General features: G+C 60.8%; 17 protein-coding genes. 9 read left to right on the top strand and 8 right to left on the bottom strand.

Annotated features, from left to right (window positions below):
* The first annotated feature begins 124 nt into the window (after window positions 1-124).
* The 5 genes from ACZ500_RS14920 to ACZ500_RS14900 all read left to right on the top strand — a co-directional run bounded on the left by ACZ500_RS14920 (window position 125) and on the right by ACZ500_RS14900 (window position 8,479).
* The gene (locus tag ACZ500_RS14920; RefSeq protein ID WP_464228143.1) at window positions 125-487 is read left to right on the top strand and encodes a hypothetical protein; all 363 of its coding nucleotides are present in this window, start codon (window positions 125-127) and stop codon (window positions 485-487) included.
* Between the two features lie 351 nt (window positions 488-838).
* Window positions 839-2,605, top strand: coding sequence for a UvrD-helicase domain-containing protein (locus ACZ500_RS14915; protein ID WP_464228142.1), 1,767 nt, complete (start codon window positions 839-841; stop codon window positions 2,603-2,605).
* A gap of 787 nt (window positions 2,606-3,392) precedes the next feature.
* Entirely contained in the window at window positions 3,393-4,157 is a 765-nt protein-coding gene (locus ACZ500_RS14910) for an enoyl-CoA hydratase/isomerase family protein (RefSeq protein ID WP_464228141.1), read from the top strand.
* 134 nt (window positions 4,158-4,291) lie between these two features.
* Window positions 4,292-6,445: an acetate--CoA ligase family protein gene (locus tag ACZ500_RS14905; RefSeq protein ID WP_464228139.1), complete on the top strand. Its 2,154-nt coding sequence runs from the start codon at window positions 4,292-4,294 to the stop codon at window positions 6,443-6,445.
* 234 nt (window positions 6,446-6,679) lie between these two features.
* Complete coding sequence (locus ACZ500_RS14900; RefSeq protein ID WP_464228138.1) at window positions 6,680-8,479, top strand: KamA family radical SAM protein; 1,800 nt, start codon at window positions 6,680-6,682, stop codon at window positions 8,477-8,479.
* 4 nt (window positions 8,480-8,483) lie between these two features.
* Here the strand turns inward: ACZ500_RS14900 and ACZ500_RS14895 are convergent, their stop codons facing one another.
* The 7 genes from ACZ500_RS14895 to ACZ500_RS14865 all read right to left on the bottom strand — a co-directional run bounded on the left by ACZ500_RS14895 (window position 8,484) and on the right by ACZ500_RS14865 (window position 13,054).
* Entirely contained in the window at window positions 8,484-8,678 is a 195-nt protein-coding gene (locus ACZ500_RS14895; RefSeq protein WP_464228136.1) for a hypothetical protein, read from the bottom strand.
* Between the two features lie 29 nt (window positions 8,679-8,707).
* Window positions 8,708-9,421, bottom strand: a complete 714-nt coding sequence (locus ACZ500_RS14890; RefSeq protein WP_464228135.1) for a GNA1162 family protein — start codon at window positions 9,419-9,421, stop codon at window positions 8,708-8,710.
* Window positions 9,408-9,857: a DUF4810 domain-containing protein gene (locus tag ACZ500_RS14885; protein ID WP_464228134.1), complete on the bottom strand. Its 450-nt coding sequence runs from the start codon at window positions 9,855-9,857 to the stop codon at window positions 9,408-9,410. Before ACZ500_RS14885 ends, ACZ500_RS14890 begins: the two co-directional genes overlap by 14 nt.
* A complete protein-coding gene (locus tag ACZ500_RS14880; protein WP_464228133.1) occupies window positions 9,854-10,198 on the bottom strand; it encodes a hypothetical protein in 345 nt (114 codons plus the stop codon). The genes ACZ500_RS14885 and ACZ500_RS14880 overlap by 4 nt, the downstream gene beginning before the upstream one ends.
* A 6-nt stretch (window positions 10,199-10,204) precedes the next feature.
* On the bottom strand, window positions 10,205-11,182 hold the full coding sequence (locus tag ACZ500_RS14875; RefSeq protein WP_464228132.1) for a CsgG/HfaB family protein: 978 nt from the start codon (window positions 11,180-11,182) through the stop codon (window positions 10,205-10,207).
* 43 nt (window positions 11,183-11,225) lie between these two features.
* A complete protein-coding gene (locus ACZ500_RS14870; protein ID WP_464233060.1) occupies window positions 11,226-12,701 on the bottom strand; it encodes a nicotinate phosphoribosyltransferase in 1,476 nt (491 codons plus the stop codon).
* A gap of 119 nt (window positions 12,702-12,820) precedes the next feature.
* The gene (locus ACZ500_RS14865) at window positions 12,821-13,054 is read right to left on the bottom strand and encodes a hypothetical protein (RefSeq protein WP_464228130.1); all 234 of its coding nucleotides are present in this window, start codon (window positions 13,052-13,054) and stop codon (window positions 12,821-12,823) included.
* Between the two features lie 26 nt (window positions 13,055-13,080).
* Between ACZ500_RS14865 and lexA the strand changes: the two genes are divergently transcribed.
* Window positions 13,081-13,686, top strand: a complete 606-nt coding sequence (gene lexA / locus ACZ500_RS14860) for a transcriptional repressor LexA (protein ID WP_464228129.1) — start codon at window positions 13,081-13,083, stop codon at window positions 13,684-13,686.
* A 365-nt stretch (window positions 13,687-14,051) separates the two neighbouring features.
* On the opposite strand, the gene ACZ500_RS14855 is transcribed toward lexA, so the two are convergent.
* A complete protein-coding gene (locus ACZ500_RS14855) occupies window positions 14,052-14,201 on the bottom strand; it encodes a hypothetical protein (protein ID WP_464228128.1) in 150 nt (49 codons plus the stop codon).
* A gap of 6 nt (window positions 14,202-14,207) precedes the next feature.
* On the opposite strand from ACZ500_RS14855, the gene ACZ500_RS14850 reads away from it, so the two are divergent.
* The 3 genes from ACZ500_RS14850 (at window position 14,208) to ACZ500_RS14840 (ending at window position 19,143) form a co-directional block, all read left to right on the top strand.
* Window positions 14,208-15,467 carry a DNA polymerase Y family protein gene (locus ACZ500_RS14850; RefSeq protein WP_464228127.1) on the top strand — a complete coding sequence of 420 codons (1,260 nt, stop codon included), beginning with the start codon at window positions 14,208-14,210 and terminating at the stop codon, window positions 15,465-15,467.
* Between the two features lie 3 nt (window positions 15,468-15,470).
* Window positions 15,471-18,563, top strand: a complete 3,093-nt coding sequence (locus ACZ500_RS14845; RefSeq protein WP_464228126.1) for a DNA polymerase III subunit alpha — start codon at window positions 15,471-15,473, stop codon at window positions 18,561-18,563.
* Window positions 18,564-18,705: 142 nt separating this feature from the next.
* The gene (locus tag ACZ500_RS14840) at window positions 18,706-19,143 is read left to right on the top strand and encodes a DMT family transporter (protein ID WP_464228125.1); all 438 of its coding nucleotides are present in this window, start codon (window positions 18,706-18,708) and stop codon (window positions 19,141-19,143) included.
* The last annotated feature ends 201 nt before the right edge of the window (window positions 19,144-19,344 follow it).

Below are 19,344 nucleotides of genomic sequence, written 5' to 3'. Positions count from 1 at the left end.
GACGGATTTCCGTCGCCGTTTCGGCTGCTATTCATACAGGTCTTCGGCGTCATTCTCCAAATCAATAAGCATTTCAACCCGCCGCGATTTCTTTTCCAGATTTTTAGTTCGTTTCCATCCGGAAATGGTCTTTTTTGCCAATCTCGGCGTCAATCTGCGCATTTGCTTGTGCGGCGACCCACAGGTCGCCTCCGCGCAAACGATTGATTTCCTTGATATTGGCAAAAAATCCTTATTTCCGGATTGGAAACGGGTCGTACTGGGAAATCATTTCCGGATTGGAAACTGGGTTGTACCGGGAAATCATTTCCGGATGGAGACGACACTAGTTCCGAAAGTGCAATTATTTCCTCCAAGCCGCATTTGGATGTATGCCGGATCTGGCGCGCCCGTAGACACCCCGCTCTTGGATGATCAGATAATCCTTTGGTGGTTTTTCTTATCCATCGGAATTTCTCGTTTCAACGCAAAATTTAAACTGAAATAATCAATATAAGGGAAATATATATCGTTCGATGGGGTTTTTTGTCAACCACATTTAGATGTGTCAAGAGGCATTCGTTTGAATCAGTTCGAGTTTTGCGAGTCCTCTTTCGGCTGTTTCTGCCTCGAGAGAGGGATTGACAGAGGACTTCAAAACCGATATGCGAGGGATGGACCGCTGGCAGGGGCCGAAGCAGTGCGCCAGGCAATTCTCGCCTAAAGGGAGACTGGCCGAGGACCATAAAAGGCAAAGAAAAGGAGCAGGATTGAGGATCGCCGCTTTGGGATTGACGGACAGGGTGAGGCGCTATAGCCTCTCGCCTGATCGAACATGACGGGAGGGCTGGTACGGGTCGTGAAGCCGACTGAAGAACAGCAGGCCATACTGGGTTCAACAGGGAGGGTTCTTCTGATCAATGCACGGGCGGGGACGGGAAAGACTACCACGCTTCAGATGATCGCCTCTGCACATCATGATCTGAGGATCCTTTACCTCGTCTACAACCGGAAGGCCAGAGAAGAGGCGCAGGGGAGGTTCCCGGGAAATGTGGAGATCAGGACGGTCCATTCCCTGGCCTTTTCGGCGGATGTCGGCCGATGGAAAGACCAGGTGGGGACTTTCACGGTGGCCGATGTGCTCCCCGCGTTTCGGGGAGGGAGAAACGCCCAGCAGTTCGCCGCTGTGGGGTACGACTTCATGGAGTTCTTTTTGAACTCGCCGTTTCCAAAGGTCGAAGCGGCTATGGAAGTCTTTCAACAGGGGCACCTGGGTCATGTCACCGGTGTGGTGAGAGAGGCCGTCGAAGAGGCTCAGGACCTCATCGTTCAGACCAGCAGGGAGATTCTGGGCCAATGGTACCGGCAGGAAAAACCCTGCCCGCATGACTTCTATTTGAAGCTTTTTCACAGGGAAGGGGGCTTCTACAGGAGCCTCGACCGCTACGATATGGTCCTGGTGGACGAGGGTCAGGATCTGTCACCGGTCATGCTCGACGCCCTGGCGCACTGCCGCAAACGGGTCGTCATCGTCGGGGATTCCCACCAGCAGATTTACAGCTTTCGATACGCCATCGATGCCATGAAGCGGCTGCCCTTTGACGCTGAGCGGGATCTCACCCTGAGTTTCCGGTTCGGGAAGGAGATTGCGGACCTCGCCTCGCTGTTCATCCGGGAGGCGAAGGGGGAGGCGGGTTTCATGATACAGGGGAACACCGAAAAGACGTCGAGGGTGCGCTTCTACACCGGTCTCCCGCGTCCGAAGGCCGGGGAGCGATGCGCCATCCTGAGCCGGACCAATCTGGCCCTCTTTGAAAAGGCCCTGGAACTCCGATCCCGGCGGGTCTCCTTTTCCCTGGAGGGGAGCGTCGGCGCCGTGCTGGGGAGGATCCTCGATGTCTATCGGCTTTCGGAAGATGAGCACGGCCAGATCCGCGACCCGTTCATCCGGTCTTTCAAGGGCCTCGATGCCCTTGAAGAGTACGCCAGGGATCTGGATGACTTCCAGTTGGCCGGCATGGCCAGGCTGGTCAGGGAAAAGAGCCCCATTTTCCCGGACGCCCTCTATGACATGATGAGGATCTCCAAGCGGTCGGGGCAGGGCGGCGAGGGTCCGCGAATCATCCTCTCGACGGTCCACGGGGCCAAGGGGCGGGAATTCGAGCGGGTGACCATCGATGCGGATCTTTCAGCCTCGCTGTCAAAGAGCGGCGGGCCTCCGGTCAAGGAACTCGGCGACGAGGCCAACGTCGCTTACGTGGGCTTCACCCGGGCGATCCGGGAGCTGAGCCTCCCCCAGGAGTTCAAGAATGTCCTCACCCCTGAATGGCAGTCGGCGGTGAAGCGTTATGAAGAGCCTCGAATACCCGAGGTCGCCGCCGCTTGTCAGGATGGAGGCGCGGTGAGGGGATCCCGGCCGTTTTCAAAGCCTGCATTGCGCCTATCGACGACCGGGGCCCCTCAGCCGAAGGCGCCGCGAAAAAAATCCTTTCAGGTGGGCGACGCCGTTCGGACCATCCACGGCGAAGGAACCGTCGTCGAGGTGGATGGGGATGCCTATCTCGTTCGCCTGGAAGATCGGGGAGTACGGCTCTGGGAAAAGGCATGGGCGCTCAAGAAAGGGTGAAGACGGCATGCCGGTAGAGATCTTGGAAACTACCTCCTTTGAATCTTCAAAAAATGCTCTCGGGCATCGGGTCCACCTCGAGAGCGGGCGGGATTCCGCCGGCCGTGTTCGGCAGATGGGTTGACAAAAAACCCGTTCTATGCGAAAATATTTGTGCTCATGTGTTCTGAGCTGTGATCTCTCGTGATCGCAGACATCCTCGGATGCTTGTTCTTCGGTTTATCTGGCGAAGATCTCTTCTTCGCGGTTTTTCTGCCCGTCCTGCCGATTTCGTTGAAGCGTTTCCATACGGAAAGGGTCTTTTCGACCGATCCGGGTATCGACCTGTGCGTTGACCCGATGACCTGCGGGCTGTCCCTCCGCAAACCGATCACTGAATCAGCACAGCGGGAATTCCCCGGTCCCGGCAATGAATGGGTCCGGCAGCCCAGAGGGACTTCCGAGGCCCGTCCGGCAGAAGAACCCGAAGGGAGGCACAGGCAGGGCCTTTCAGGGAGTTCCCCTGCGCCCTGTCGATGTGCTCCGCCGCCCAGGGAGAGGCGATGGTGCGACCGCTGGTGACATCGACCGTTCCAGGTGCGGCAGGGGTGCCCGTGTTGACCGTCTATCATCCGGGAGGCCGTTGCCGGATACGGGGGAGAGGTCCTGCTTTTCATGAAGAATGATGTTCGAGAGACCGGCTTGTTCCTGGGTGCGGCTCGCCCGGCGGCCTTCGGGGCAAGGATGCTTCTTGGGGAAACCGGCCTGGAAGAGAGCATGCAACGACTGACCGGACAGGGGAGTGAGCATGGAGTTCGAGTGTATCTTGTACGAAAAGCGCGGCAGGACGGCGACCATCACCTTGAACCGCCCCCGGGTTCTCAATGCGATGAACCGGCGGCTCTGGCTGGATGTGCAGGAGGCGCTCCGGGATGCGGAGAGCGACGACGGCGTCAAGGTCCTCGTCATCACCGGCAGCGGCCGGGCCTTTTCGACCGGGGCGGATCTCAAGGAGTCGAAGGACCGCAGCCTCGAGGACTACCGCGCCTATTTGGAGGAACTTCAGGAGGCCTCCCGCAGAATCATGCGCTTCGCGAAGCCCACCATCGCGGCTGTCAACGGCTTTGCGCTCGGGTCTGGATACGAACTGGCGCTCGCCTGCGACATCCGCATAGCGGCGGAGAACGCCCAGATCGGCTCCCCGGAGGCGCGGGTGACCTCCTCGGTGACCGGGGGAGCGATGCGCCTCATCCAGGACCTGATCGGCCCGGGGCGGGCGAAGGAACTGCTCTTTACGGCCCGCAACATCGACGGCTTGGAGGCCGAGCGGATCGGCCTCGTCAATCAAGCCGTGCCGGCTGACCAATTGATGGAGGCCGCCTACGCGATGGCGGGGGCGATCGCGGAGAACTCCTCGTTTTCCATGCGGATGATCAAGCGGGGGCTTCACATGGCCTCCGAGGTGAGCCTCGAAGCCCTGATGGACTATGAGATCGAGGCCTGTCTGGCCTGCGTGTCCACCAAGGAGCGGCAGGAGTCGCTCGTCCGGTTCGAGGAGCGCAAGCGGCCGTAATGAGACGGCCTTTTCGAGCGGCGGGGGCGGGATGCCCTGCGGGATGGAGGGAAAAGGGCAGGCGAAAGTGAGCGAAGGGACGGGCGGGTTTCAGCCAGAGCGCCTTAGGAAATTCCAGACACGAAGGAGGGTTGATGCCACTGAAGAGGATATTGAATGCACAGTCGGTTGCCGTCGTAGGGGCCTCGAGGAGTGAAACGAAGCGCGGGTTTCAGGCCGTGCGGACCCTGATCGACGAGAAGTATGAAGGAAAGATCTTTCCGGTCAACCCGAAGGAGAAAAGCGTCCTGGGTTTCCGGTGCTACGAAAAGGTCTCGGACATCGAGGAGCCGGTCGACCTGGCGCTCATCACCACGCCGGCCGGGACGATCCCGGCGGTCCTGGATGACTGTGGCAAGAAGGGTGTTTCGGGGGCCGTCATCATCGCCGGCGGGTTCCGCGAGTCCGGCGCGGAGGGGCGGAGGCTCGAGGAGGAGGTGGTCGAGGCCGCGAACCGGAACAACGTGCGCATCATCGGCCCCAACACCTCCGGCATGATGAACCTGAAGACCGGCATGAACCTGGTCGGGCTGCCGGATGCGCCCAAGGGCGATATCGCGCTCGTCTCGCAGAGCGGGAACATGGCCCTTACGCTCATGACCGAGGCCCGCCTCAAGAGCCGCAAGGGGTTTTCCTACTATGTGGGCGTGGGAAACGAATCCGACATCCGTTTCCATGAATATCTGAGTTTCTTCAAGGAGGAGCCCGACACACGGGCCGTCCTGATGTATGTCGAAGGGATGCGCGACGGTCGGCGCTTCCTCCAGGAGGCCTACAAGACGACGCTCCACAAGCCCATCATCCTCCTGAAGAGCGGGCGGTCCAAGACCGGCCGGCGGTCGGCCGGCTCCCACACCGGTGCGCTCGCGGGCATCTCCGAGGTGGCCCGCAGCGCGTTCAAGCGGGCCGGGATCATTGTCGTCGAAAAATCCGATGCGCTCTTCCCGATTGCCGAGACCCTCTCGAGCCTCCCCTCCATTCGGAACAACCGGGTGGCCATCTTGGCCGACGGCGGCGGCCACGCCACCATCGCGGCCGATATCCTGACGGACCTCGGCGTGGAAATCCCGGAAATGGAGCATAAGACGCAGGAGCGCCTGAAGAAGATCCTGCCCTTCACCGCCTCGGTGAGGAATCCGGTCGACGTGGCCGGGGGAACCGATGCGGACCCGTCCATCTTTGCAGAGTGCGCCCGGATCATCCTGAAGGACCCCCATGTGGGCGGGCTGCTCCTGGTCGGCCTCTTCGGCGGCTACGGGATCCGGTTCGCCGAAAGCCTCAAGTGGAAGGAGGAGGACGCTGCGCACCAGATGGGAAAGCTCGTCCGCAAGCGGGATAAACCGATCGTCGTCCACAGCCTCTACAGCTCCGCCAGACCGCATTCCCTCGAACTCCTGCGGTACTACAACATCTCTGTCTACGACTCCCTCGACACGGCCTGCGAATGCATCGGGGCCCTGGCGGAGCGGGGTCGCTACCTGAGGGAATACCACGCCAAGGTCAACTTCGTCTTCAACTGGGGCGCCAAGGCGCGGCCGGAAGGGCGGGCCATCATCGAGACGGTCCGAAAGGAAGGCAGGACGTTCCTGCTCGAGCCGGAGGCCAAGCGGCTCTTTCAGATCCACGGGGCGCCGGTCAGCGAGGACCGGCTGACCCGGACGGCCGACGAGGCGGCGGCCATGGCGGCGGATTGCGGTGGCGAAGCGGCCCTCAAGATCGTCTCTCCGGACATCCTCCACAAGACGGATGCGGGCGGCGTGCGCCTGAACGTCACCGGGGAGGGCGCGGTGCGGCAGGCCTTCGAGGAGATCGTCGGCAACGCCCGAAGATACCGGCCCGACGCGGATATCCGCGGCGTGATGGTCTCGCCGATGGCGCCGCCGGGCCTCGAGCTGATCATCGGGACCAAGATCGACGACCAGTTCGGTCCGGTGATCATGTTCGGACTCGGCGGGGTGATGGTGGAGGTCCTCCGGGACGTGGCCTTCCGCGTTCTGCCCATCTCCCCGCGCTCGGCCCGCAAGATGATGGAGGACGTGCGCTCGATCGCCATTCTGAACGGCGTGCGCGGAAACCCCCCGTACGACAAGACCGCGATTGCGCGGGTGCTGCTGCAGTGTTCGGAAATGATCGAGTCCTACCCCGAGATCGCCGAAATGGACCTGAACCCCGTGATCGCCTATGAAAAGGGTGTGCGCATCGTGGATGCCCGGGTGATCCTGAAGGAGGGTCAGGTGGGGGGCGCGTAATGGGCGGCTCTCCAGGAACGATGGAGAATGGTGCCCCCCCTGTTCGCCCGGCCCGTTGAAAAAGGCTGTTTCCGGTGAAAGGCGGCTGAGCGCTGAGGGTATTCCGTTCGGCCGCAGAAGGATCTCTTGCTCGCCCTGCATCAGTTGGACAGGGGGGCTTTGCTCCTGCCGTCATGGGGTTCCAGGCCCGGCGGATATCACGCAGTTTACAGATTTACTGAGAGAGGATAGACGATGGAACGAGAGAAGATCAGATCACGGCTGCTCAAGATATTGGATCTGGCACCTCCGATCAAGGAGATCCTGTTGTCGGAGGCCCCGCTCGACGACAAACGCCAAAGCATCCGGCATTTTCTGGAGGACATGCTGCGCAGGACGCTCGAGGACGATCCCGTGGTGCCCCCGCTCGAGTGCATCCAGGTCCGTGACGCGATCCGGGTCTTCGAGAGCATCTTGTCGAGGCGCAGCGAGCGCCTTGCGGGATACAGCCTCCTCAGGTACCTGAACGACCTGCTCCATCGGTCCGACTACCACGGCCTCGAGAGGCCCTCGCCCGGTTTCCTGGCTGAGATGGAGCATCTCATGCGCGGGGTGATGGGCAAGACCGGCATCTATCAGGAGAAGATGCCGGCGTTTCCGAAGTATGAAGGACGCCGGGCGGCGAAGCTCCGCTCGGCGGACCTCTCGCGCATGATGCGTGCGGCGGAGAAGTTCATGGCGCTTTACGCCTGCGGCCTCGACGAAGACGTGATCCGGCGCCGCAGCCGCAACAAGGTCCGGATCCTCGACTACTTCAAGGCGACGGAGCTCGAATGGGACGACTGGCGCTGGCAGACGAAGCACATTATCCGCAACGCCGACACCCTCGCGGCCATGGTCGAGCTGACCGAGGACGAGTACCGGGCGATCAAGCTGGCGCGGGAAAACCGGATCCCCTTCGGCATCACGCCGTACTACCTGTCCCTCTTCGATCGAAAGCCCGGCGGGGGACGGGATACCGCCGTCCGGGCGCAGGTCCTGCCGAGCATGCACTATGTCACAAAGATGATGGCCCTGCGGGAGGGCTCGGAGCATTCGATGGACTTCATGCTCGAGCGCGACACCTCCCCGATCGAGGGCATCACGCGGCGCTACCCCTCCATCGTGATCCTGAAGCCGATCCTGACCTGCCCCCAGATCTGCGTCTACTGCCAGCGGAACTGGGAGATCGAAGACGTCTATTCGGCCAACGCCGCCCTCGGGCAGGAGAAGCTCGACCGGGCCCTGAATTGGATCGAAGAGACCCCGGAGATCCATGAGGTGCTCGTAACCGGCGGGGATCCGCTGCTGCTCTCGGACGACCGGATCGAAAACCTCCTCTACCGCCTCTCGAAGATCCCGCATGTGGAGAGGATCCGGATCGGCACCCGCACGCCCGTCACCCTGCCGCAGCGGATCACGGACACGCTGGTGAGGGACATCAACCACTTTCATCACCCCGGCAAGCGGGAGGTGATCATCATCACCCACTTCGAGCACCCTTACGAGATCACGCCCCAGGCCCTCGAGGCGGTGCAGAAATTCAGACGCTACGGGATGGAGGTCTACAACCAACTGGTCTACACCTTCTACAACTCACGGAAGTTCGAGGCCGCCTTCCTGCGCCACAAGCTGCGCCTCATCGGGGTCACGCCCTACTACACCTTCAACACCAAAGGGAAGGAAGAGACGGACGAATACCGGGTGCCCATCAGCCGTCTGCTGCAGGAGCAGCACGAGGAGGCGCGGCTCCTGCCCGGGACCGTGCGGACCGACGAGATCGTTTTCAATGTCCCGCGCCTCGGGAAGAATTACCTGCGCGCGAGGCAGCACCACGACGTCATCTCCATCCTACCCGACGGATGCCGCGTCTTCGAATTCCACCCCTGGGAGAAGAAGCTGGAGCTGGTCGACACCTACGTCTACACGGACGTGTCGGTCTACGACTATGTGAGGCGCCTCAGGAGCGTGGGAGAAGACCCCGCGGACTACCGGACGATCTGGTATTACTATTGATCGGCTACTTCCCGGCGGCTTCGCGTGCGGCGCGGATCAGATCGGTCCGCAGGTCGTGGAGCCGCATCTCGATGCCGGCCGGGTATTCATGGGAGTTCAGGAGCCTCCGGATGGCCGGGTGCAGGCGCTCCAACCGGTCCAGGCCCCGCGAGCCCATTGAAGGCATGAAAACAGTCTTTACCAGCCAGGTTTCTGCCATCGTCTGGACTAGCTCGACAAAAATCGCCTTTACAAATCCGTCTTTGCAGGCGTCAAGTCCGGAAAAGACATGCTTTGATCAGTCATGTGGTCGGGATGGTATTTCCCAAAGGGAAGAGTTGACAGGGCGCGATAATTGGCCTGTTTAGCGTAAGGAACATAATCTGCAACAGCAGAATTGACAGCAGTTATTATTAACTGTGCTATGATCCCTGCCAATCCACCGCCCACCTGTTGACCACCGGAAAGATCGACTACAACTGTTCCTCTGTAACTCCATAAAGTTTGTTCAGTTGTTGTAGATTTCAACTCAGCCTCGATAGCAACAGTTAGTGTAGAAGCGATTACGATATAACTAAGATCCCATTTTTTTATCGTTGTAAATAGAACCGCATCTGCGCCAAAGTATTCACGGAATTTACTAATGGGCATATTGACTAGTAATTCAGTATCATACAGACCTTCCATTTTTAGAATGTCAGTTGTGATTTCATATGGGAAGGTATAAAAGCCCCAATAAGAAATAGCCTCTTGCACCGTTGTAGCGTAGTATTGTTTAGCATCTGCAGCTGTCGACTCGTTTATAGGAGGCAAGACAAGTATGGCAACCGGCGATTCTTCATACATATTTGGAAACTCTTCGCCTTTAGTCGTCATTTGAACTGTGGCACATCCAGACACCATTGCGCCAAGGAAAAGCAAAGATAACAAAAGAGGACAGAAGATCCTACTAGTTTTTTTCACTTTCCAAATCTCCCATTTCTTTTTCTTTCTGGATTGAAGTTTCTGGTGGGATATTTCCCTGTTTATTTCCGTGTGCAGCGCGTTTTTCGGTTTGTTGAATCAGTCGCGCCATAAGAACGCCGGATTCAGGGTATGTATTCTGTTCAAGTTGAAATAATTCAATCGCCTTTTGAGTATTGTTCTCCATAGAGTATATATACCCAAGCTCAGCGTAAACGCCTGGAGGAACCCTTAAATTGCGAGTTTTGGACTCATCTATGATGGCTTCGAGGCCGGCTTTATGCTCAGATAAGGACTCCGGACAAGGATTTTTTTTCGCATTATATAAGGTGCCGGAGTAATTTCCCCAATAATACATTTGGCTTCTCGTGGTGCACCCAACAATAAGGGCGCTCAAAGCCAGCATGAGAATAAATAAAAAAAACTTATATTTCATGGAATATGTACCTCCACGGTCGATCCTTTATTGACCATTAAGAGACGCTTAACGACAACGGTCCCATTCCTTTTTACTAGGATTTCGTGTTTTCCGGGGATAATTTCATATAGTACGCGGCCTTCTTTATGAATTTTCTGGCCCGTCTGTGAATCTGTGTAATAATTACCCTCTATCAAAATTCCATTACCACCATCAATATGAAAAATAGCGGTTTCAGTGTTGCCAGTGAAGTACAGGTAGGATTGGCGATCTGGTTCAATGACACCTTCTTGATATCCGCATCCGCATATTGCTAAAGATAACAAGCCAAATATAACAAATATTGCCTTTATTTTCATATCGAATCACCTGTCGCCTTCACTGATGTATAATTGTGAGAAATCATTCTTTTCAATAAATGGAGATAATGAACCATGGACTAGATTGCATAATGATACTTCGTTTTCAACGGTATCTCCAACACACTGAATGACTTCCAGTTCCGCGACTTTATGACCGGGAAGCGTCAGAAACATATTGGTTTGCGGGTTCTTAACTTTTTTCCCCTCCTGGATCACTTCGAATGATGTGCCAGGTTTTATGTTCTGGGATCGACCTCCTGAAATGATGAAGTATCCATCTTCATATCCTAAGATGTATGCCTTCCAAGACTTATCCAGTAGGTTCTCAATGATATTCGATGACAGATTATTAATGGCTGTTTCTAATGCTTTATCGTTAAGCGCGGAATCATATCCTGCTTTTTGACCGACACCAAAAACAGTGCCTGCCTCGGAGAATGCTTCCCCTTCACCTTCTTCAGAGTATATGATTTGTCCAGTATAGACATCGATCAATCTAATATGGACCTTAGCATAGGCGATTTGCTTCTTGACTCTGCTGAAGATTCCAACCTCGCTTTGGTCTTTTCTTCCGAAAGCGCTGACTGATCCAACAATCAGATAGTCTGCCATGTTGCGAAGGTTCCCTGCATTTCCGAGCGCAAGCTCCTTTTCGATTTTATCCAAATCCGCCCTTTCAAGCAGGATGAATTTGTCTGTTGCCATCAATTTGGCGGAAAGAATATCCAATGCCTGTTTTCCGATTCTGTCATTGCTTGCATCGATGAAAAAGCTTTGGCCATATCTGGTCTCATTGGAGAAACGGGCGACTGCCACTTTGCGCTTCAGGCTTTTTGGTGCTTCCTGCTGCGGCTGCTGCAGCGTTTTGCTGATTACAGGCTGTTGGGGCGTTTGCACCACGGTATCTTCATCGAGGGTGGCGCAGCCTGCAGCCAGCAGTGCAAATGAGGCGATGATGAGTAAAGGGTTCTTCTTTCGCATTCGATTTCTTCTCCTATTCTATCTGGCTGGTTTATGAGAGCTGCTACTTCCCGGCGGCTTCGCGGGCGGCGCGGATCAGATCGGTCCGCAGGTCGTGGAGTCGCATCTCGATGCCGGCCGGGTATTCATGGGGGTTCAGGAGCCTCCGGATGGCCGGGTGCAATCGCCCGATCTGTTCCAGGCAACGCTGCCGGGCCTCGTGGGAGGTGGGGACGTCGTAGATCAGGCGGCCTCCCTCGAAGATCGGGACGAGGAGATCCTCGTGGGGGGTGCCGGCCGGGATGTGCATCAGACGGGTGGGATTGAGCGGGTCCACGATGGTACAGGGTTCTTCGACGCCGAGCTGGACATCGTAAATGGCATCGGCCTTGAAATCGCGGTTGCGCCGGTACCGGCGCACCTGCAGGACCCCGGGGGTCGTGACCTTGATCAGCTGCTCGGAGAGCTTGACCTTGTACTCCCAGCGGCTGTCCTTGTTTCGCACCGCCGTGAGCTTGTAGACTCCGCCGAGGGCGGGATCGTCGTAGGCGGTGGCCAGGCGCGTTCCGACACCCCAGCTGCTGATGGGGGCGTCCTGCACCTTGATGCTGTGGATGACGTGTTCATCGAGATCGCTGCTTCCGACGATGCTCTTGTCCCCGAATCCCGCCTCTTCGAGGATCTTCTGGGCCTCGCTGCTGAGGTAGGCCAGATCCCCCGAGTCGATCCGGATCCCCACCATTTCATGACCGGCCTCGCGGAGTTCCTTCGCCACGGTGACGGCGTGGCGGACCCCCTGGAGCGTGTCGTAGGTGTCCACCAGAAAGATGCAGTTGTTGGGCATGGCCTTGGCGTAGTCCCGGAAGGCCTGCAGTTCGTCATCGAAGACCATCACCCAGCTGTGGGCGTGCGTGCCCTTGACCGGGATGTCGTAGAGCTTCCCGGCCAGGACGTTGGACGTCCCGGAGCAGCCCCCAACGAAAGCGGCGCGGCTGGCGGAGACTCCGCCGTCGATCCCCTGGGCGCGCCGGAGTCCGAACTCCATGACGGGATCGCCTTCGGCAGCCAGACAGATGCGCGCCGCCTTGGTGGCGACCAGGGTCTGGAAGTTGATCATGTTCAGCAGGGCCGACTCGAGGATCTGGCACTGCAGCAAAGGGCCGGTAACGCGCACCAGGGGTTCCTGCGGAAAGACGACGGTCCCCTCGGGCAGGGCGTCCAGGTTGAAGGTCAGGGTGAGGCCCTTGAGGTATTGCAGGAAGGCGTTATCGAAGATGGGGCGGCCGTCGTTGCCGGGGATGGTGCCGAGGTAGGCGATGTCTTCGTCGTCGAAGCGGAAGTTCTGCAGGTAGTCGATGACCTGGCTGAGGCCGCATGCCACCGCGTAGCCGCCCTTGAAGGGGTTTTGCCGGAAGGTCAGGTGGAAGGCCACCTCCTTGTCCGCCATACCGAGTTTCCAGTAGCCGTAGGCCATCGTCAGCTCGTAGAGATCGGTCAGAAGGGTGAGCGAGTGGCGGTAGAGTTTGTTCAGGATCTCCATGGGCTGCATCTCCTCGTTGGACGGGATCCATCGGCGCATGCACGGTTTGCCTTCGCCGAAAGGACCGGGGCTGCAGGGGGGCATTTGAACGAACGGTGAGGGCGGCGCCTTCTGAGACATCACAGCGCGCATATTCCCTTGGAAAACGCACTATAGGCATGTTTGCCCCTTTTGATCAACGGGATTTTTGATTTTTCACGAAGGGATCGTGAGAAGCCGATGTGCTTTCGGGGTTCAGGGGGAGGCGCCGAAGCAGGCGCGCGGACGGCGGTGCCCCTCTTGCGGGTGGAAGCCGGCGTTTTTTGCCCTTGACTTACAGTGATATTTACAGTAATATGCTGTTCCATAGCCATCCAATACCACCATAAAAGGGCGCAGGATGAAGTTGACGGATAAACAGAAGGCCTTCCTGGACTATCTGGTCCGGTACCGGTCGGAGTGGGGGCAGGCGCCGAGCTTCGATGAAATCTGCCGGCACTTCGGGTTCCGTTCTTACAACGCGGTCACGACCTATTTCGATATCCTGGAGCGGAAGGGGTATATCCGACGTCCGCGGGAGAAGAACCGCAAGCGGGCCGTCGAGGTGCTCCGGCCGCTGGAGGCCCGGCGATTCGAGTTCCCGCTCCTCGGAAAGGTCGCCGCCGGCAAGCCGATCGAAGCGGTGGAGGACCGCCGGGCGATCGAGGTGCCGCCCTCCATGGCGGCTTCGGGAGACCATTTCGTGCTGCAGGTCACGGGGGATTCCATGATCGAGGACGGCATCCTGGACGGGGATTTCGTTGTGGTCAGGAAGCAGGCCGTGGCCGAAAACGGTGATACGGTGGTGGCCCTCATCGACAACGAGGCGACGGTGAAGCGCTACTACCACTGGCCGGATCATGTCGAACTCCGGCCGGCCCACACCGGCATGGCTTCCATCCGGGTGGCAGAGGGGGACCTGCGCATCGACGGCAGGGTGGTCGGGGTGATCCGTTATTACAAGTAAAGCTTCGCCCGGATATGGCCTTTTTGCCCGATCTCGGCGTTTATCTGCACGCTTGCTTGTGCGGCGATCTTGCCGGGGCGCCTCCGCGCAGACGCTCGATTTCCTTTGTCGTGACCAAACCCGGGCTTCATCCTCCAGGGCGGGTCCGGGCAGGCGGAGCCTGTAAAGAAAAGTCTTTATTCTCTGATGGAAAGGGGCTTGTGACGGGTCGCCGTTTCCGGCTCGAAAATTGGGCGTGTTTTGCTGCGCCTGCTGCAAGCCAGCGAAGCCGCCGAGAAGACCAGCGCCTATTTCCTAGAAAGTATCCATCCGGAAATGATTTCCCGGTAGAACCCGGTTTCCAATCCGGAAATGAGGATTTTTCTTTACACGCTGCGCGTGCTCAGTCCCACCCCTGCGGGGCGGGTCCCGGTTTGGCCAATATCAAGAAAATCAAGCGGTTGCGTGGAGGCGACCTGCAGGTCGCCGCACAAGCAAACGTGCAGATTGACGCCGAGATTGGCCAAAAAGACCATTTCCGGATGGAAACTGGGAACTTGAATGTGCTTGCGCTGCGCCTGCTGCAAGGGTGGGTATGTGCCATGGAGCGTCAGATCATCCATCTTCATATTCCGGCCTTCGCCGTCGCGGTGGAGGAGGTCTGCCGGCCCGAGCTGAGAGGGCGGCCGGTGGCGGTGGCGGTGCCCCGCTCGGACCGGGCCCCCCTGCTCTGTGTGTCGCGGGAGGCCCGGAGGCAGGGGATTTTCAAGGGCATGCCCTTCATGGCGGCCCGTAAACAGTGCCCGGACCTGCTGCGCCTGCCCCCCAATCCCGATCTGGTCGACCGCGCGTGGCGGGCCCTGACGGGGATCACTGGCCGGTACACCCCGCTTTGGGAGCCGTTCCGACCCGGGCATGTCTACCTGGATATGACGGGCACCGGGCGGCTCTGGGGGCGGGCTAGGGACGCCGGGCAGCGGCTCGAGCGGGAGGTTCGGACACGGATCCGGCTGGTGGGCAGTGTGGGCCTGGCAGGGAACAAAATGGTCTCGAACATCGCCTCGCGGGTGCATGGGCGCCCGGGCCTGCTGGACGTCCATCACGGGCTGGAGGCCGTGTTCATGGCCCCCCTGCCGGTGGACATGGTCCCCGGCATCGGGCCCGTCCGGCGGAAGATCCTCCTCGAAGAGCTGCACATCCGGCGGGCGGGCGAACTGGCCTCCCTGGACGAAGGGGCGCTCCGGCTGATCTTCGGCGGCCGGGCCCACGTCATCCGGCAGCGGGTCCTCGGGATCGATCCGACGCCCGTCCGCCCGGAGTCCGCCCGTCCGGTGGTGTCCGCCGGCGTGAGCCTGCCCGGGGACGATAACGACGACAGCCGCCTCCTGGGGGTGCTTGCCCGGCTGGTCGAGGCGTGCGCCGCCCGGCTGCGGGAGAAGGCCCTCCGGCCCCGCCGGGCGGGCCTGATGATCCGCTACGGGGACCTGGAGGAGGTCCACCGTCAGATGAAGCTCCCCGTCCAGAGCTGGTGGGAGTTTGAATTGAATCCCTGGATGGAGCGGCTTTTCAGGAAGGCCGCATCCCGGCGGGTCGGGATACGGGCCATGGGGGTCTGGTTTCGGGACTTCGCCCCGGAAAGCGGCCAGCTCAGCCTGTTTCCGGAGGCTGCGCCGCAGAAGGAAAAGGCGTGCGACCTCGTCCGGGCGCTCGACCGGATCCGGGGGCGCTACGGTGCGGATGCGGTCCGGCGTGCGCGTCTGCCCCTGCAGGGCGACCTGGGCGGTGTGAGGGAGGGCGCATGAGCCATGGAGGATTTTGTCCATCTGCACGTCCACTCCCACTTCTCGAAGGGCTGGGGGATCGGCGGGGTCGAACGGCTCTGCAGCGCCGCGGCGGCCCTGGGCATGCGGCGGCTGGCCCTGACCGACACCAACGGCCTCTACGGTCTGGTCCCCTTCCTCCAGGCCGCGCGGGAGCATGGGATCGCGCCCATTGTCGGGAGTGAACTCGTGCACGGGGGGCGCCGAGCGGTGCTGCTGGTCAAAGACGAGGCGGGTTACGCCAACCTTTCCGCGGTGATCTCGGCCCGGCACTGCGATTCGGACTTCGACCTCACCGGGGTCCTGCGGGACAGGCGCCGCGGCCTGACGGTCCTCTCGGACGACATCCGCCTCCTGAAGGCGCTGCGGAGGGATAGCCGGGACGATTTGTTCGTCGAGATGTCGCCCGGGTACGGGATGGCCCGGGCCTATGCCTTCGCCCGCCGGAGCGGCCTGCCGCCCGTGGCGACGAGCCGGGTCTTTCTCGTGGAGCGCGGGGATTTCCCCCTGCACCGCATCCTCCGGGCCATCGCCGAAAACAGCACCCTCTCGCGCCTGACGCCGGCGGACGTCTGCAAGGAGGCGGATTTTCTCCAGCCCCCACCGGCCATGATCGACCAGTTCCCACACGCCCCGGCGGCCGTCGCCAACACCCTGCGCATTGCGGACGACTGTCTTTCGGCGTGGGAGTTCAACCGGATCGTCTTTCCCCGCTTTGCGGGGATGGGCGACCGGGAGGCCTTCGACCGCCTCTACCAGGCGGCCCTGGAGGGTTGCCGGCGGCGCTGCGGTCCGCTCACCGAGGCCGTCCGCAGGCGCCTCGACCACGAGATGGAGATCATCCGCGCCAAGAACTTTGCCCATTATTTCCTGGTGGTGGCGGAGATGACCCGCAAGGTCCGCTATTCCTGCGGGCGCGGCAGCGCTGCGGCCTCCCTTGTGGCCTACGCCCTGGGGATTACGCATGTGGATCCCGTGCGGCACGACCTCCTCTTCGAGCGGTTTTTGAACCCGGAGCGCCTGGACCCGCCTGACATCGACGTGGATTTCGCCTGGGACGAGCGGGAGCAGGTGATGGACGAGGCCTTTGCGCGCTACGGCCACCGCCGGGCGGCCATGGTGGCCAACCAGAATACCTTCGGGGCGCGGGCGGCGGTGCGCGAGGTGGCCAAGGTGTTCGGCCTGACGGAGGGCGAGATCGCCCGCGTGACCGGCAGGATCGGCTACGGGTGGCGGCTCGGCAAGATGGGGGCGGAGTTCAGGACGCATCCCCGGATGCGCGGCTTCGACTTCAAGGAGCCGTGGGGGGAGATCCTGGATGCCGCCGTCAAACTGGAGGGGCATTTCAACCATCTGTCCACCCATTGCGGCGGGATGGTGGTGGTGCCGGACGACATCCGCCGCTATTGTCCGGTGGAGATATCGGCCAAGGGGGTGCCGGTCCTCCAGTGGGAAAAGGACGCGGTGGAGGATGCAGGGCTGGTGAAGATCGACATCCTCGGCAACCGGAGCCTGGCGGTGATCCGGGACGCCCTCGCCATGGCATCGGAGAATCACCCGGGCCGGGTGCCGACTTACGGCGAACTCGATCCGCTCGACGACCCCGCGGCCGTCCGCATCTTCCATCAGGCCGACACCTTCGGGGTCTTCTATTTCGAGAGCCCGGCGACCCGGCGGGTCTTGACCCAGGTCCGCCGGGGGATCGATTTCGAGGCGTACCGGCGGATGGACCATTTTCATCTGAACGTGGTGGTCACCTCCATCATCCGACCGGCCTCCAACCAGAGCATCCACACCTGGGTGGAGCGTTTGCACGGCGCGCCGTGGGAGCCGCCTCATCCGCTGCTGCGCCCCGTTCTGGAGGAGACCCTCGGGGTGATGGTCTTCCAGGAGCAGCTGAGCCTGGCGGCGATCCACCTGGCCGGGTTCGAGGCCGGGGAGGCGGATACCCTCCGAAAGGTCGTGAGCAAGAAGCACCGCGAAAAGAAGCTCCGGGATTTCTACGCACGGTTTTGCGCCGGCGCCGCCCGGCGGGGCGTGGGGCGGGAAACCGTCGAGGAGGTCTGGCGCATGATGATGGGCTTCGACGGCTACAGCTTCTGCAAGCCCCACTCGGCGAGCTACACGCTCGTGGCCTACAAGTCGGCCTGGCTGCGGGCCCGTTACCCGGCCGAGTTCATGGCCGCGGTGATCTCGAACGGCGGGGGCTACTACAACACCTTCGGGTACATCTCCGAGGCGCGGCGCATGGGGCTGCGGGTCCTGCCGCCGGACATCGACGCGAGCGCGTCGGCCTACACCGGCGGCGGGCGGGATGTGCGGGTGGGGCTGATGCAGTTGAAGGCCCTTTCCGCGGAGGGCGCCGCGGCCGCCCTGGAGGAGCGGGGCAAGAACGGGCCTTTCGGGTCATTCGAGTCCTTCCTGGGGCGTATGCGGGGGCGGATCACGCTTCAGGACGCGCGCATCCTGATCAAGGCGGGCTGCTTCGACCGCCTGGAGGGGGAGGCCGCCCGACCGGCCCTCGTCTGGCAGGCCCTGGGCTTTTTCGCCAGGGATCGAAGCCGGAGGTGCCCGGGCCTCTTCGACCGCCTCGATCCGGCTCCGATGCGCCCGCCCGGCCGTGAGGAGCCGCTTTGCCGCGCCGACCGGCTGCGGCAGGAGGCCGAGACCCTCGGTTTTTACCTCTCGGTCCATCCCATCGCGTGCCACCGGGATGCCCTCGTGCGGCTGCGGCCGGTCTGGGCCCGGGACCTGCGGTGCTGTGTGGGGCGCGAGGTCACGGCCGTCGGGTGGTGGGTGACGGGCAAGACCGTGCACACGCGGGGCGGGGAGCCCATGAAGTTCGTGAGCTTCGAGGACCCCACCGGGATCTACGAGGCGGTCTTTTTCCCGCGGGTCTACGACCGGTATTGCCACTTGCTGGAGGCAGCGCGGCCCTATGTCCTCAAGGGCCGGGTGGAGGACGACGGAGGGGCCTTGAGCCTGAACGTGCGCTGGATCGGCTTCCTGGACGCGCACACGGGGCGTGGACGTCCGCAGGAGGCGGGGGCGGTGCAAAAATCGGCCGGTACGGCCTGAGGCCTGCCGGTGGATTTTTCCTGGAAAAACATTCGATAATGGCTATCATGGGATTTCGACACCGGTCCGGACGGCCATCCGCCGCCTGCGGGGTCCGGTGGACAAACACGGATACGCCGACAAGAGGAGAGGAGACGATCCCATGTCCCATTTCGTTCTGTTCGCACTGATGTTCGCCGGCGGCATGGCTGTTGCCCTCCAGCCCTCCATCAACGCACGTCTCGCCCAGAAGGTGGGGTTCCTCGAAAGCTCTTGTATATCTTTCGCCGTGGGGACCCTGGCCCTCCTGGCCGTGGTGCTCGTGACGGGGCGCGGGAGTCTGAAGGGGATTTACGACGCCGTGTGGTGGGAGTTGACGGGCGGGTTTCTGGGGGCCATGTTCGTGACCCTGACGATCGTCGCCGTTCCCCGGATCGGGACGGCCGCCGCCATGGGGGCGACGATTGCGGCGCAGTTGACCACGGGGTTGATCCTGGACCATTACGGCTGGTTCGGGTTCAAAGGGATCCCCTTTGACCTCCGGCGCATGGCGGGGGTGCTGCTCCTCATGCTGGGCGCGATGCTGCTCTTCAAGCGGTAGGCGGATGTCCTTCCCGTTGCGGCTCGGAGGGAGAACAGGCCTTCGGGTCCCCCCCCCGCGTGTTTCAAAGCCCTCTTTCCGAACGCAGGTTCGGGCCGGCTGGGCTTCGACAGGCAGACAGCCGCTCGGCAGCGTGTCGAAAAACCCCATGTCTACAGGGTGCTGAAAGATTTCCAGATGCAAGGCTTGCGAAATCCCGTG

The organism is Desulfatiglans parachlorophenolica, assembly GCF_055394735.1.
The sequence above is the reverse complement of the archived record's forward strand: the minus strand, read 5'-3'. Positions and strand labels throughout refer to the sequence as shown.